Source organism: Haladaptatus sp. ZSTT2 (genome assembly GCF_037081775.1).
Classification (GTDB): Archaea; Halobacteriota; Halobacteria; order Halobacteriales; family Halococcaceae; genus QDMS2.
Genome location: NZ_JBAMHQ010000001.1, coordinates 481,579 through 494,082, shown reverse-complemented (window position 1 = coordinate 494,082; position 12,504 = coordinate 481,579). Strand labels below are relative to the sequence as shown.

The following is a 12,504-nucleotide window of genomic DNA, read 5'->3' as shown; positions in this document are numbered from 1 at the left end:
GGGTCGCCACCCGCCGTTTCGGTAATGACAACTATCATTGACGGGAAGGCCGTCGCCGCGGAGATTCGAGCAGAACTCGCCGCGAGCATCGAGACGCTCGCAGACGCGGACGTGACTCCCGGCCTCGCAACCGTTCTGATGAGCGACGATGGCGCGAGCGAAACCTATGTGTCGATGAAACAGCGCGCCTGTGAAGAAGTCGGCATCAACGGCATCCACATCGAATTAGACCCGGAGGCCCCCGCAGAAGAGCTCTATGCGACCATCGACGACCTGAACGCAGACCCGGAGGTCCACGGCATTCTCGTCCAGTTGCCAGTTCCTGACCACGTCGACAAACGCGAGGTCATCCGTCGCATCGACCCCGCAAAGGACGTAGACGGCTTCCACCCTGAGAACATCGGCCGCCTCGTCGCTGGTGACCCACTGTTCAAGCCGTGTACGCCCCACGGCGTCCAGAAGCTGCTCGAAGCCACGGACGTTGACCCGGAGGGCAAAGACGTGGTCATCGTTGGCCGCTCTGACATCGTTGGCAAGCCACTTGCGAACCTGCTCATCCAGAAAACCGACGGTGGGAACGCGACGGTGACGGTCTGTCACTCTCGCACGAAAGACCTCGCCGCTAAGAGCAAGCAGGCGGACATCGTCATCGCCGCAGTTGGCGTCCCGGAACTCATCGACGGCTCGATGCTCAAAGAAGGCGTCACCGTCATCGACGTTGGTGTGAACCGCGTCGATGCAGACACCGAAAAGGGCTACAAACTCGTCGGCGACGTGGAGTTCGAGAGCGCGAAGGAGAAGGCCGCCGCCATCACGCCCGTCCCCGGCGGCGTCGGGCCGATGACGATTGCGATGTTGCTCTACAACACGGTCAAGAGCGCGAGTCTCGACGCCGACGTCGCGGTTGACCTGCCGTAGAAGCCCACTTATTCTATCGAAGCAAGACGGCTTTGTGCCGTCGCGAGTGCCGATTCGTCGCCGTCGCGGAGATACGTCCCGAGTTCTTGGGCAATCGAAACGAGTCGCTCTGCCTCCGTAGGTTCGATGTCGCCTTCGAGCGCACGCACCCGTTTTACGTGTTCGGTGAGCGACGCGAGCACCTGTCTCGCCGGTTGGTCTGGGTGGTCGTCTAAGTAGGTGTCGAGGTCGCGGCGATAGGCCATCACGGCTTCGGCGTAGGCAAGGCCGCGAGCGTCTGCGAGTGACGCGGGGACGTCGCTTGGGTCGGGACGCTCGCCCGTGTCCGCACCGCGCAGCAGCGAGACGAAGTAGAATTCTTCTGGGTCAGTGAGACTCATCGCCCGGCCGACGATGTCCGCGACGTGGCGCAGTTCGACCGCGGCGAGGTAGGTCGAAGACAGTTCGAGCAGGTCGCCGCCGCTGATGAAGCCGTAGCGGTGGACGTAGCGCCGACAGGCGTCTTTCGCGGTTCGGGCGGCCGCCCGGAGGTCGTCGCGAGATGCGAGGTCGCGTGCCTCCGTGAGGTCGAGGGCGTCGGGCGTTGCGGTGTGTTGTTTCGCCTCGGAGACCCCCACGCTTTCGAGACTGCCACACGCCGGGCATTCGACGCCGCCGGTCTCGTAGTACGACCACTGGGTGCCACACTGCTTGCACTCGCGCTCGCCTCGGATTTTCATTAGCGAATGTTGGGTGGCAATGCTCAAAACTTCGGTGGAACGTTTACAGCCGACGGCGCAGCGTCACGAGAATGGCGAGCAGTGCTGCGCCAACACCGAGGGTCGTCGCAAGCGGGTCGCCACCGGCGTCGAAACGCCAGCCGTAGACGAGAAAGCCAACGAGTCCGACGGCGAACGCGAGCAGCCCGACGATGCGTAACGCGGAGTTTCCAGGGCCCATAGTCGCTGTTTCTTGACTCGCGGCCTAAACAGTTCTGGCGCGGTCAGTTGGTGACGACGAGTTTCCCGACCGCATCGCGCTCTTGCATTGACGCGAACGCCGCCCCCGTCTCAGCGAGTGGGTAGGTTTCGTCAATCTCTGGTTCGAGGTCGCCGGAGGCGACCAGCGAGAGGAGCGTTTCGAGGTCGCCTTGGGTTCCCATCGTGCTCCCGATGACGCGCTTGTGGCCGAGAAACAGGTCGGGGATGTTGATTTCCGAGATGTTGCCTGCCGTCCGGCCGCAGATGACCATGTGACCCCCGCGCCGGAGCAGTCCGAGGCCGAGTTTGGTGTACGGGCCGCCGAGGTGGTTGATGACGGCGTCGGGCGTGCCAATCGCTTCGACTGCCGCAGCGAGTTCGTCAGGGTCGGTGCCCTGAATCGCGTGGTCGAGACCGAGGGCGTTGAGCTGGGCTAGCTTCGAGTCGGACGAGGAGGTGCCAACCGTTCGCGCGCCGAAAATCGAGGCGAGTTGGACGGTTGCGACGCCGACGCCGCCGGTCGCGCCGGGGACGAACACGAGGTCGCCGGGGCCAACTTCCGCGCGCTTGAGCATGCGGAAGGCGGTCATGTACGCCGTTGGAATCGCCGCGGCTGTGGTGGTTTCCACGTTGTCAGGGAGGGGAACGAGTCGGTCTGCGGTCACGAGCGCTTGCTCTGCGAGGCCGCCGTGGTAGAGCGAGTAGGACCTACAGAGGTTCTCTGGGCCTTCGCGGCAGAACCGACAGGTGCCACACGTTTCGTTCGGGCAGAGGACGACGCGGTCGCCGGGTGCGATATTCTCGACGCCAACCCCGATTTCTCGGACGACGCCCGCCACGTCGAGGCCACTCACGAACGGGAGGTCGTCGGTGGCGACCATCGCTGAATCGCCTTCTAAAATCCACAGGTCGTGGCGGTTGATGGCGCACGCTTTGACGTCAATGACGGCTTCGCCTGGGCCGGGTTCTGGGTTCGGTTGCTCGACGATGCCCACGCCCTCCGGGCCGGTGAGTTCGGTGAATGCTGCGACGCGCATGCACAGAGCATGTGGAGGCGAGCCTAAAGCAATACGGGAAGGGTCAATCGGCGGGGGCGAAAAAACGAGGCGGTTAGAAGCTGAACACCTGGTCTGCGTCGTCCATCACTTCGAGGAACGTCGCAGCGCCGGCGAACTGGGTGGTGACCGCTTCGTCGATTGCGTCCCGGTCCCACTGGAGCATGTCGAGGGTGGTCGTACACGCGACGGTGGTTGCGAGGTCACCGCCTTGGTCTACGAACATCGGGAGCATGTCGTAGGGGTTCGGCATGCCCTGGTCGAGGAGGGGCTGAATCTCGGAGACGTCCTTGTCGCCTTCCAGCAGGTGGGTCAGGCCATCGAACGTGAAGTAAATCATGACCTCAGTTTCGGTCGTGAGGGCCGTGTGGCCGAGGTTCATTGCCATTGCGAGGTTCTTCGGGCTGTCGTCGGAAACGATGATGCCAATTTTATCCATTGTTATTCGGTTTTGCGGATGTAGTGTTTGTAGACGGTCTGTTCTTCCGAGTCGTCTTTGTGCTGGGTGACCAGCTCGACGCCGGGTGCGCCGTTGGCCCAGCCCTTGATGTCGCTCATCGAGCCGGGGTCGGTTGCGAGCACTTCGAGGATCGCCGTCTCCGCTAAGTCATCGCTCGCCTGCTTCGTCTGCATCACGGGCATCGGGCAGTTCATCCCCCGAGCGTCGAGGGTCTCTGTCACGTCTAATTCCTGAGTCATGGTGTATCACCGTGCATTTGTCTTGCTGTGTTTGTGCAATATTGGGCCGATTGTGAAAAGCATGTCGGTGTCTGCCATGTAGCCAAAAACGCATTATTCGACCAATATTGGCCGATTAAACCAGTTATTCAACCCACGCGCCCAACAAACGGTTTTGCACAAAATGAGAACAACCGTCCAAACACTTTTGAGGATGCACCTGATAGGGACGGCTACACAGATGGCAAACAACGCGTTCCCAACGACGGACGAAGACATCGACGCCGTCCGTCCGGAAACCCTGAAAGAGCGTATCGACGACGGAGAATCCGTATTCATCCTCGACGTGCGTGCGACCGAGGAGTTCGACCAGTGGCACATCGACGGCGAGACCGTCGAAACCGAGAACGTGCCCTACTTCGAGTTCCTGATGGACGAAGACGACGACAGTCTGTACGAAGGCCTCCCAGACGACCAAGAAATCGTCGTGCTCTGTGCCAAAGGCGGGTCGAGCGAGTACGTCGCTTCCCTGCTCAAAGCGCGTGGCTTCACCGTCTCCCACCTCGAATCTGGCATGAACGGATGGGCCTCGATTTACGACTACACGGAACTCGACACCGAGACGGATGCGACGATTGCGCAGTACCAGCGGCCGTCAAGCGGCTGTCTCGCCTACCTCGTCGTCTCCGGCGACGAAGCTGCGGTCATCGACCCGCTTCGGGCGTTCGCAGACGAGTACGTCGCAGACGCCCGCGCGATGGGCGCAGAGCTGAAGTACGCCCTCGACACCCACATCCACGCAGACCACATCTCGGGCGTTCGCACGCTTGCACGCGAGACCGGCGCAACCGCTGTGATTCCAGCGGCCGCCGCAGACCGCGGCGTCGAGTACGACGACGCCTACGAAACCGTCGAAGATGGCGATGAACTCACGGTTGGCGACGTGACCATCGACGCCATCTACACACCCGGTCACACCTCGGGGATGACGTCCTACGAGGTCGGTGACGTGCTGTTCACCGGCGACACGCTGTTCACCGAAAGCGTCGCCCGCCCCGACTTAGAAGACGGAGCGGAGGGCGCAGAAGACGCAGCAAAACTGCTCTACGATTCGCTCGCAGACCGCATCCTCACCCGTGACCCGGACTCGCTCGTGGCTCCGGCCCACTTCAGCGACGCGGCGACCCAGGCAGCAGACGGGACGTACACCGCCCGCCTCGGTGCCCTCGAAACGTCGATGGACGCGCTCTCGATGGCGCGCGACGAGTTCGTTTCGTTCATCCTCTCTGACATGCCACCGCGTCCGGCCAACTACGAGGACATCATCGCCGCAAACCTCGGTGTCGAGGACGTAGACGACGCCGAGGCGTTCGCGCTCGAACTCGGGCCAAATAACTGTGCGGCCAGCCAAGACGCACTCACGAGCAACTAAACCATGTACCCGCTTCAGCTTGCGTTAGACCTGAGCGCGCTGTTCCCGAGAGGCATCCTTCCGTACGCCCTCGGCGGCGTGCTCATCGGTGTCGGCGTCGCAACCATCTACCTCGCCACCGGTATCCACGCTGGAGCGAGTACGTTCTTAGAATCGTCGCTGTCGTACGTCTCAGACTTAGCACCGTTGAACCGCTTTTCCTACCGCGAGTCGCGCGACTGGCGCGTGGTGTTCACCCTCGGCATCGTCCTCGGCGCGGGGGTGTACGCCCTCGCGTTTCAGGACGGCATCTGGGTGACGGACGTTCAGTGGTGGCGGCTCCTCGTCGGCGGCGTGCTCATCGGCATCGGCACCCGCCTCGGGAAGGGCTGTACCTCGGGCCACGGCGTCTGTGGGATTGGCTCGCGCTCGCGTACCTCGCTCACGAACGTCGCCGTCTTCCTGCTGGTCGCCGCCGGAATTGCACACCTCGTGCAAGCAGTGGGGGTGTCGCCGTGAGCGACGACCGCCACCCGCTGTTCATGCCCGTCATCTTCGGTGGCGGGCTCATCTTCGGCTTCGGCCTCGCGCTCAGCCAGATGGCGAAACCGGAAGTCGTCCTTGACTTCCTCCAGTTCGAGGACTTCGGCCTTCTGTTCGTGATGGGCGGGGCCGCAGTCGTCTCCGGACTGGCGGTTATCGTGGGCACGCGCTTCCTGCAAAACGCACCGCTCACGGGTCGCGAGTACACGCCGCGAGTCAAGGACTTAGACCGCGACGTGCTTGTCGGCGGGGCCGTCTTCGGCGTTGGCTGGGGCCTCTCCGGCATCTGCCCGGGCGCAGGGTACGCCAGCCTCGGCATTGGAAACTATCCCGTGCTCCTCGCCATCGGCGGAATGTTCGTTGGCGCGTACGCACAGAGCTACTGGAAGGCGGTTCGACGCGACGATTCAGCACCGACATAGGCAAAAAAATTTGAGAAACAGTATTGTACACAAATCCCAAAATCGAAACAACTACCACGATGAACCCACCGCACACCCTAACCCGCATGATTCGACCCACCACACACCCCACTCGCTTCGGGGGGTGGAGCTGATGTTCGGCATCGAAACCCTCCCGGCAACCGTGCAGGCGGCCGCAACCGTTGGCTTCGTCCTGAGCGAGGCGTTGGTGCTCTACGTCGGCTACGGCACCCTCACGAGCCTCGCCGGGCCGACGCTCAACGAAACCGTACAGGGTGACTGAGTGTGTCAATTCTCGGTTTGAGCCTCGGCCTCGCCGCGCTGTTCGTCGGCTTTGGTCTGCTCATTGGCATCCTGTTTGGCTTCTTTGGGATGGGCGGGTCGTTCCTCGTCACGCCCGCCTTGCTGGTGATGGGTTATCCGGCGAAAGTCGCGGTCGGCAGCGGGCTCGCGTTCGTGTTCGGTACCTCGATTATCGCCGCGCTCAGACACCGCGACCTCGGACAAGTTGACTACAAACTCGGCGCGATGTTCGTCGTCGGCATGACCGCGGGCATCGAGGTGGGAAAGCGTCTCGTGCTCGTCCTCGAAGCCGCGGGGCTCGCAGACACAGTCGTGAGCGTCGCCTACGTCGTCTTGCTCGCCACGGTCGGTCTGTTCGTCCTCAGAGACGCCCGCACCGCAGACGACAGCGACGGCGAAGACAACTCGGCCATTCTCCGGGCACTGCGCCGCGTCCGACTCCCACCAGTTATCACACTCAAAGGCGACATCGAGGTGTCCATCTGGGTCGGCCTGACCATCGCCTTCGCCATCGGTATCCTCTCGGGATTCCTCGGCGTCGGTGGCGGGTTCCTCCTCATGCCCGCGATGATGTACGGCCTCGGCGTACCGGCGGCAGTCGCGGTCGGCACCGACGTGTTCCAAATCACCATCTCCGGGGCGTTCGGTGCGTTCCGCTACGCACAGGAAGGCGCGGTCTCCCTCCCCGTCGTGACCACGCTCCTCGCCGGGAGCGCGCTCGGTGCGCGTGTCGGCGCGGCCGCAACTGACGTGGTGGACGAAGACGCCATCAAGGGCTACTTCGCCGCCATGTTGCTCGCAGGCGCACTCGCCGTTGCGAGCAAGAAACTTGGTGCAGTATACGCCATCGACCTGCTCTCGACGGTGAGCATGGCGCTCATCTTCGGCGCGGCAATTCTCGTGAGCGGGGCGATTCTGTACCGCGCTGCGGTGAACATCCGACAGGAAAGTCGGGCAGAGAGCCTCGCCGACTAACGACACTTCTAGCTGCCTGACCGCCACCGTTTATCCCGGTTGGCAGCGTACGACGGCGTACAATGTCGAGTGAGACACTCACCTCCGACGTGCCAGAGGATACTCGAAGTCGCCGCGAGGCGACTGGTCGAGAAATTCTCCGGCGATGAAACTGTTTCTGTGACGAGCACACCAGAGGGTGTCGTCCTGCGCGTAAACGACGAAACGACCGTTCTTTCGAGAGCGGCCGCCACCCGCCTGCGCGACGCGCTCAGAGACGCACTCACCGAAACCCGCGAGTACGTCTACACGTCTGGAACGTACCGCGAAGACGGTTCCTACGTCGTCGCCCGACGCGGTGCGACGTCTGTGGGTCACAGCAAGGTGTTCGAGGACTTTCGAGAACTGCAACGACTCTACGACCGCCTCCCCGAGGCGTTCACCGCCGACGACCTGAGTCGGTCGGGACTGACCGGTGGCCGCCGCCACATGCTACTGCGTCACTTCGTGGAGCATCCGGCGTTCGACTGCCGACTCGAACATCGCCAGCCGCTCACAGCGCGAAAAGTCGGCTAGCGCCGAACGCTTTTGCGCCTGCCAGTTGTGACTCCGGTATGCCACAACCACGACCCGCCACCTTCTCAATCGTTGCGCGCGACCACGACACCGACACTGTCGGGGTCGCCGTCCACTCGAAGTTCATCAGCGTCGGCTCCGTCGTCCCGTTCGTGAGCGCCGATGCCGGGGCAATTGCAACCCAGAGCTTTGCAAACGTCGCCTACGGGCCTGCGGGATTGGCACTGCTCCGCGACGGTGAGTCCGCAGAAGCCGTCATCGAGCAACTCACCGCCGCAGACGACGAGGCAGCGTCACGACAGGTCGGCGTTATCGGCCAAGACGGCTCCGTCGCGGCATTTACGGGCGACGAGTGTTTCGACTATGCGGGCGACATTCAGGGTGAGAACTACTCCGTCCAGGGCAACATCCTCGTGAGCGAGGAGACGCTGACGGCGATGGCAGCCGCCTTCGAGGAGACGACAGGTGGGCTGCCCGAAAAACTGCTGGCGGCGCTCCACGCTGGAAATGACGCGGGCGGCGACAAGCGCGGCGAGCAGAGCGCGGCGATGTACATCGCAAAGCCCGAGGGCGGTTACGACGGCGGGAACGACCGCTGGGTGGACGTGCGCGTCGACGACCACGAAACCCCAATTGACGAACTGGAGCGCGTGTTTCGGCTCTACGACATCACGCTGCTCTCGCGCGCCGCCCCCGAGGAGACCCGCGAACTAGCTGGCGAGACGGCACAGGAGGTTTCAGAGACGCTCGCGGCGATGGGACTCTACGACGGTACGCCGGACGAGACGTTCGCCGCAGACGAACGCGAGGCCCTCGAACAGTTTCGCGGCCTCAACAACTTCGAGAACCACGACCTCGCGGTCATCGAAGACGCTCTCGCCCGCGGGTGGGACGCGGCGAGTGGGTCGGGCGAGAAACGACTCGTGAACGCGCTCTGGCACGGCCTTTCACGGCTCGACCGAGTGTAGGGAACAGGTACTTTTGCCCCGCGTGTGTAGCGAATCGTATGCGCTCTGAAGAGGAAATTCGCGCCCAGTACGAATTTCTCGCCGAAGAACTCGATGACGAGGACATGAATCACAAGGGAGTCAAACAGATGTTCACCTACTATAAGCGTGCGCTCGGCTGGGTGTTAGAAGAGGAGTATATATAGGCTGTTCCCACCGCATTCGGTACTTTTATGTATCATACTGGAATTTATCCAGTTGACGCTTCGATTGGAGGGCCGAAGCGTCAGCGGGGACCAATTCAGGGCGGCAAGCATGCCTGGGGGCCGCTCCCTCAGGCGTTGCTTACCTTTTGATGATCACTACGAGATTGAGAGCGACGTGTCTTCGTCGCTTGCACCTTCGTCCCATTCGAGTTCTAACTCCAAACTGAGTTCGCCCTTCTTCGCGCCTCGTGAGGTTTCGCGCTCTGCTTTCACCTCGAAGGTGACCCGCGCGGGCGGGTTCATACTGACCGATTCGCCCCCGGACACGAGGGTGACCTCGTCTCCTGCATCGAGCTTGTCTGCAATCGTGCGCAGGTAGGTCGCAACCTCGGCGCGTGTCTGTGACTGCTCTGACTTGAATAACACTTCTTCTGGCATCCCTCTCTCCTACGCGAGCCAGTCAGATAAGTAGCGAGGCTCCGCCCACTAACTGTTTCCCACCACGCCCAGTAACATTCAGTTCAGACTGTCAGTATCAAATTCGCACCTTTTGTCCCACCCATCAAGAATTAAATAGTTTCTATATTTGTGGCAAAGTACAAGAAAGATAACCGCCTATCCACGTTTTTATCGCCCGATATGTTTATCCTATTCGGGTTAATATGTCTGATTGAAAGCAAAGATGTACGACTTGACAGGATTCCAGCGAGACCTCCTCTACGTCATCGCTGGGAGCGACGACCCCCACGGGCTCGCTATCAAAGAAGAACTCGAAGAGTACTACGAAAAAGAGATACACCACGGACGGCTCTACCCGAATCTCGACACCCTCGTCGACAAGGGCCTCGTCGAAAAGGGACAGCGCGACAGACGGACGAACTTCTACACGCTCACGCGTCGCGGCCGCCGTGAAATCGAAGCGCGCAACGATTGGGAAGCGCGCTACATCGAATAGACCGTATTCTAGTCTCTGCGTTTCTCGTAAGAAGGGTTACTCAGCCGACGGCTCGCCACCGTCGGTCGTCGCATCCACAGAGGCCGCCTGCTCCGGTGGCTCAGTGAGATACGTCGGGTCGACCGCATACGGCTGAATCTGCGTGCCCGCGATGAGCTCTGGGAGAATTATCCGTGCAAAGTGGACGAGGAGCACGAGCAAGATTGGGCCGAGGAAGATGCCGTACCACCCGAACAACAGTGGCCCGAAGATGTAGGCGAACATCACGGCACCGACGTGGAGATTTCGCCCAGAGACGTACGGCCGGAGCACGAAGTCAGGGAGCGTATCGACGATGATGAACGAGACGGCGGCGAACACGATGACGAACCAGAACTGTGGCTCCTCGGAGAGAACGGTCACGATTCCGAGATACGCGGTCACGGGGAAGTAGACGAGTTTCATGCCAACGACTGGGATGAGACTCGCCACGCCCGCAAGCAAGCCAATGAGTGCGGCGTAGGGAACGGAGAGGCCGGGTGGGCTCATGAAGTCGAGCACCGAATACGAGAGCACGGCGATAATCGCGGTCAACACCGCGTTCAGGATGTTCCCGAAGAAGATGTTGTGAAAGTCCTCATCGACGTTTTTCAGATACGTTTCGAGCACGCCGCGTTGGTCACCGAAGCGACTCTGGAACCAGCGAGTAATCTTGTGGCCGTCGCGTAGGAGGTAGAACGCGAGGGCAATCATGACGAACAGGTGTAAGAGGAGATTGCCGATGAACCCCGCGTAGTTGAGCCCTTGGTCTAAAATCTCTTGGAGCGTTTCGAAACCGGTGTCCGTTTCGATGTACGAGACGGGGTCATCGACGATGGTCGAGACGTCGAGATAGGGTTGTAACGCGACCGAGAGCGGGCCGAGTTCGACCGTGTTCTGGACGGCGTTCAGTTCTTGGAGAGCGATTGCAATGGAGTACGCGAGTAATACCAGTGCCGGGAGCGCGAGGGTAAACAGCGCGACGAACGCGGCAAGCGACCGAGGATAGATGCGCGTTTTGAGCCGGTCGTAGATGGGCCGCGTCGCGTAGTAGATGAACACGCCAAAGACGAACGTGCCGATAAACGAGTAAAAGACAAACAGCAGGGCAATCCCGAGAACCGCTCCGATAACCGACCAGCCAAGGCGCGAGCGGTCCATGTCCGTACCAACCATGTCCATCGGTTTGTGTGCGTGGTGGATAAACGTTCGTGGGGCCAGAGCGGAGATTTTTAGCACCCGGCAGAGAATGCTACCGAAGTGACTGATTTCGTTGCCCAACTTGCACTCGCACCACTCGATAGCACGGTGGTTCGCATCGCGCTCGCCGGAGCGCTCGGTCTCTTTCTTGGTCTCGAACGTGAGTGGTCGCAGAAGTCGGCGGGGATTCGCACGTTTTCGCTTACGAGCCTGCTCGCCGCGGTGTTCACGATTCTCGACACCGACCTACTGCTCGTGGTGGGTGGCCTGCTCATCATCGTCCAAGGCGTCCTCCTTGCGTTCCAGGGGCTGAAAGACGAAGAGAAGGGGCTTTCGCTTACGACTTCCACGTCGATGCTCGTCGCGTACGGCGTCGGCTCGCTCGTCGCAAGCGGCCTCATCATCGAGGGCGTGGCGGTGGCTATGCTCTCGTCGCTGTTGCTCGTGTTGAAACGCGAGTTGCACAGTTTCGCATGGGGGCTGTCGCGCGAAGAGGTGCGTTCGACCACGGAGTTCGCCATCCTCGCGTTCGTCATCTTCCCGCTGCTCCCGAGTGAGCCGATTGGTTTCGACCTGAACGGGATTCGCATCGCCGCAGAGCCACAAGTCGTCTGGCTCATGGTCGTCACCGTCGCCGGAATTGGTATCGCGAACTACGCCATCGTCAAGAGCTACGGCGGCCGCGGAATTGCGGTCACAGGCTTTTTCGGTGGGCTTGCGTCTTCGACCGCCGTCGTCGGGACGATGATGGACCACGTCCGCCAGCGCCCCGACGCCACCTCGTATGCGGTTGCTGCCATCCTCCTCGCGGATGCAGCGATGGCGCTTCGTAACCTGCTCATCGCAATCGGGTTTACGCTTTCTACAGAGCGCGTTCTGGTGGGTGCGGCCGCCCCGCTCGGTGCGGTCATCCTCTGTAGCCTGCTCGTCGCGGCGTACACCGCAGACTGGTCGCAGAAAGTCGAGATGAAACTCGACAACCCCTTCTCGCTCAGGAACGCCCTCGGCTTCGGCGCGATGTTCCTCGTCATCATCGTCGCAGGCGGCCTCGCGGAAGCCCAGTTCGGCACGATTGGCTTTTATGTCACCGCAGTCCTCTCGGGGCTCGTGTCGAGTGCGGGGGTCACCACTTCGACGGTCGTACTCTACCGAACCGGGGGACTGCCCTACGACACGGCAATCGTCGGCATTCTCATCGCAACGGCCTCAAGCATCCTCGTGAAAGCGGCGCTCGTTGCCTTTGGACCCAGCCGCAAATTCGCGTTGCGCGTTGGCATCTGGAGCGCGGTGTTGCTCGTCGCGGCGACCGTGATGACCCTGCTCGTCACCTTCTAAATTTCGCCGGTATCGCAACCAAGT

General features: G+C 61.4%; 18 protein-coding genes. 11 read left to right on the top strand and 7 right to left on the bottom strand.

Features of this window, described 5'->3' with window-relative positions:
* Nucleotides 1-24 precede the first annotated feature (24 nt).
* Nucleotides 25-918, top strand: coding sequence for a bifunctional methylenetetrahydrofolate dehydrogenase/methenyltetrahydrofolate cyclohydrolase FolD (gene folD, locus V5N13_RS02585; RefSeq protein ID WP_336359501.1), 894 nt, complete (start codon nucleotides 25-27; stop codon nucleotides 916-918).
* A gap of 8 nt (nucleotides 919-926) precedes the next feature.
* Here folD and V5N13_RS02580 read toward each other — a convergent pair whose 3' ends face one another.
* From V5N13_RS02580 to V5N13_RS02560, 5 genes are all read right to left on the bottom strand, one after another.
* Nucleotides 927-1,637, bottom strand: coding sequence for a DUF7117 family protein (locus tag V5N13_RS02580; protein ID WP_336359500.1), 711 nt, complete (start codon nucleotides 1,635-1,637; stop codon nucleotides 927-929).
* Between the two features lie 43 nt (nucleotides 1,638-1,680).
* Nucleotides 1,681-1,857 (bottom strand): hypothetical protein, encoded by a 177-nt coding sequence (locus V5N13_RS02575; protein WP_332899270.1) that lies wholly within the window; start codon nucleotides 1,855-1,857, stop codon nucleotides 1,681-1,683.
* Between the two features lie 43 nt (nucleotides 1,858-1,900).
* Entirely contained in the window at nucleotides 1,901-2,914 is a 1,014-nt protein-coding gene (locus V5N13_RS02570; RefSeq protein WP_336359499.1) for an alcohol dehydrogenase catalytic domain-containing protein, read from the bottom strand.
* A 73-nt stretch (nucleotides 2,915-2,987) separates the two neighbouring features.
* On the bottom strand, nucleotides 2,988-3,371 hold the full coding sequence (locus V5N13_RS02565) for a DsrE family protein (protein ID WP_332899268.1): 384 nt from the start codon (nucleotides 3,369-3,371) through the stop codon (nucleotides 2,988-2,990).
* 2 nt (nucleotides 3,372-3,373) lie between these two features.
* Entirely contained in the window at nucleotides 3,374-3,631 is a 258-nt protein-coding gene (locus V5N13_RS02560; RefSeq protein WP_332899267.1) for a sulfurtransferase TusA family protein, read from the bottom strand.
* A 220-nt stretch (nucleotides 3,632-3,851) separates the two neighbouring features.
* Here V5N13_RS02560 and V5N13_RS02555 point away from each other — a divergent pair, with 220 nt between their 5' ends.
* From V5N13_RS02555 to V5N13_RS02520, 8 genes are all read left to right on the top strand, one after another.
* On the top strand, nucleotides 3,852-5,042 hold the full coding sequence (locus tag V5N13_RS02555; RefSeq protein ID WP_336359498.1) for an MBL fold metallo-hydrolase: 1,191 nt from the start codon (nucleotides 3,852-3,854) through the stop codon (nucleotides 5,040-5,042).
* A gap of 3 nt (nucleotides 5,043-5,045) precedes the next feature.
* A complete protein-coding gene (locus V5N13_RS02550) occupies nucleotides 5,046-5,540 on the top strand; it encodes a YeeE/YedE family protein (RefSeq protein WP_332899265.1) in 495 nt (164 codons plus the stop codon).
* A gap of 23 nt (nucleotides 5,541-5,563) precedes the next feature.
* A complete protein-coding gene (locus V5N13_RS02545) occupies nucleotides 5,564-5,986 on the top strand; it encodes a YeeE/YedE family protein (RefSeq protein ID WP_336361408.1) in 423 nt (140 codons plus the stop codon).
* 133 nt (nucleotides 5,987-6,119) lie between these two features.
* Nucleotides 6,120-6,269 (top strand): DUF7512 family protein, encoded by a 150-nt coding sequence (locus tag V5N13_RS02540; RefSeq protein WP_336359497.1) that lies wholly within the window; start codon nucleotides 6,120-6,122, stop codon nucleotides 6,267-6,269.
* Between the two features lie 2 nt (nucleotides 6,270-6,271).
* Nucleotides 6,272-7,264, top strand: a complete 993-nt coding sequence (locus V5N13_RS02535; RefSeq protein WP_336359496.1) for a sulfite exporter TauE/SafE family protein — start codon at nucleotides 6,272-6,274, stop codon at nucleotides 7,262-7,264.
* A 159-nt stretch (nucleotides 7,265-7,423) separates the two neighbouring features.
* A complete protein-coding gene (locus tag V5N13_RS02530; protein ID WP_336359495.1) occupies nucleotides 7,424-7,819 on the top strand; it encodes a DUF7528 family protein in 396 nt (131 codons plus the stop codon).
* A 38-nt stretch (nucleotides 7,820-7,857) separates the two neighbouring features.
* Nucleotides 7,858-8,787, top strand: coding sequence for a DUF1028 domain-containing protein (locus V5N13_RS02525; RefSeq protein ID WP_336359494.1), 930 nt, complete (start codon nucleotides 7,858-7,860; stop codon nucleotides 8,785-8,787).
* 38 nt (nucleotides 8,788-8,825) lie between these two features.
* Nucleotides 8,826-8,972, top strand: coding sequence for a hypothetical protein (locus tag V5N13_RS02520; protein WP_332899260.1), 147 nt, complete (start codon nucleotides 8,826-8,828; stop codon nucleotides 8,970-8,972).
* Nucleotides 8,973-9,128: 156 nt separating this feature from the next.
* Here V5N13_RS02520 and V5N13_RS02515 read toward each other — a convergent pair whose 3' ends face one another.
* On the bottom strand, nucleotides 9,129-9,410 hold the full coding sequence (locus V5N13_RS02515) for an amphi-Trp domain-containing protein (RefSeq protein ID WP_336359493.1): 282 nt from the start codon (nucleotides 9,408-9,410) through the stop codon (nucleotides 9,129-9,131).
* Between the two features lie 244 nt (nucleotides 9,411-9,654).
* Here V5N13_RS02515 and V5N13_RS02510 point away from each other — a divergent pair, with 244 nt between their 5' ends.
* On the top strand, nucleotides 9,655-9,927 hold the full coding sequence (locus tag V5N13_RS02510; RefSeq protein ID WP_336359492.1) for a PadR family transcriptional regulator: 273 nt from the start codon (nucleotides 9,655-9,657) through the stop codon (nucleotides 9,925-9,927).
* A gap of 36 nt (nucleotides 9,928-9,963) precedes the next feature.
* Here the strand turns inward: V5N13_RS02510 and V5N13_RS02505 are convergent, their stop codons facing one another.
* Entirely contained in the window at nucleotides 9,964-11,121 is a 1,158-nt protein-coding gene (locus V5N13_RS02505) for an AI-2E family transporter (protein ID WP_336359491.1), read from the bottom strand.
* 84 nt (nucleotides 11,122-11,205) lie between these two features.
* Here V5N13_RS02505 and V5N13_RS02500 point away from each other — a divergent pair, with 84 nt between their 5' ends.
* Nucleotides 11,206-12,480 carry an MgtC/SapB family protein gene (locus V5N13_RS02500; protein WP_336359490.1) on the top strand — a complete coding sequence of 425 codons (1,275 nt, stop codon included), beginning with the start codon at nucleotides 11,206-11,208 and terminating at the stop codon, nucleotides 12,478-12,480.
* Nucleotides 12,481-12,504: the final 24 nt, after the last annotated feature.

Excerpts from the sequence above, each read along its gene's own strand:
- folD (WP_336359501.1), top strand. The coding sequence starts at position 25 with ATGACAACTATCATTGACGGGAAGGCCGTCGCCGCGGAGATTCGAGCA.
- V5N13_RS02580 (WP_336359500.1), bottom strand. The coding sequence starts at position 1,637 with ATGAAAATCCGAGGCGAGCGCGAGTGCAAGCAGTGTGGCACCCAGTGG.
- V5N13_RS02575 (WP_332899270.1), bottom strand. The coding sequence starts at position 1,857 with ATGGGCCCTGGAAACTCCGCGTTACGCATCGTCGGGCTGCTCGCGTTC.
- V5N13_RS02570 (WP_336359499.1), bottom strand. The coding sequence starts at position 2,914 with ATGCGCGTCGCAGCATTCACCGAACTCACCGGCCCGGAGGGCGTGGGC.
- V5N13_RS02565 (WP_332899268.1), bottom strand. The coding sequence starts at position 3,371 with ATGGATAAAATTGGCATCATCGTTTCCGACGACAGCCCGAAGAACCTC.
- V5N13_RS02560 (WP_332899267.1), bottom strand. The coding sequence starts at position 3,631 with ATGACTCAGGAATTAGACGTGACAGAGACCCTCGACGCTCGGGGGATG.
- V5N13_RS02555 (WP_336359498.1), top strand. The coding sequence starts at position 3,852 with ATGGCAAACAACGCGTTCCCAACGACGGACGAAGACATCGACGCCGTC.
- V5N13_RS02550 (WP_332899265.1), top strand. The coding sequence starts at position 5,046 with ATGTACCCGCTTCAGCTTGCGTTAGACCTGAGCGCGCTGTTCCCGAGA.
- V5N13_RS02545 (WP_336361408.1), top strand. The coding sequence starts at position 5,564 with ATGCCCGTCATCTTCGGTGGCGGGCTCATCTTCGGCTTCGGCCTCGCG.
- V5N13_RS02540 (WP_336359497.1), top strand. The coding sequence starts at position 6,120 with ATGTTCGGCATCGAAACCCTCCCGGCAACCGTGCAGGCGGCCGCAACC.
- V5N13_RS02525 (WP_336359494.1), top strand. The coding sequence starts at position 7,858 with ATGCCACAACCACGACCCGCCACCTTCTCAATCGTTGCGCGCGACCAC.
- V5N13_RS02520 (WP_332899260.1), top strand. The coding sequence starts at position 8,826 with ATGCGCTCTGAAGAGGAAATTCGCGCCCAGTACGAATTTCTCGCCGAA.
- V5N13_RS02515 (WP_336359493.1), bottom strand. The coding sequence starts at position 9,410 with ATGCCAGAAGAAGTGTTATTCAAGTCAGAGCAGTCACAGACACGCGCC.
- V5N13_RS02510 (WP_336359492.1), top strand. The coding sequence starts at position 9,655 with ATGTACGACTTGACAGGATTCCAGCGAGACCTCCTCTACGTCATCGCT.
- V5N13_RS02505 (WP_336359491.1), bottom strand. The coding sequence starts at position 11,121 with ATGGTTGGTACGGACATGGACCGCTCGCGCCTTGGCTGGTCGGTTATC.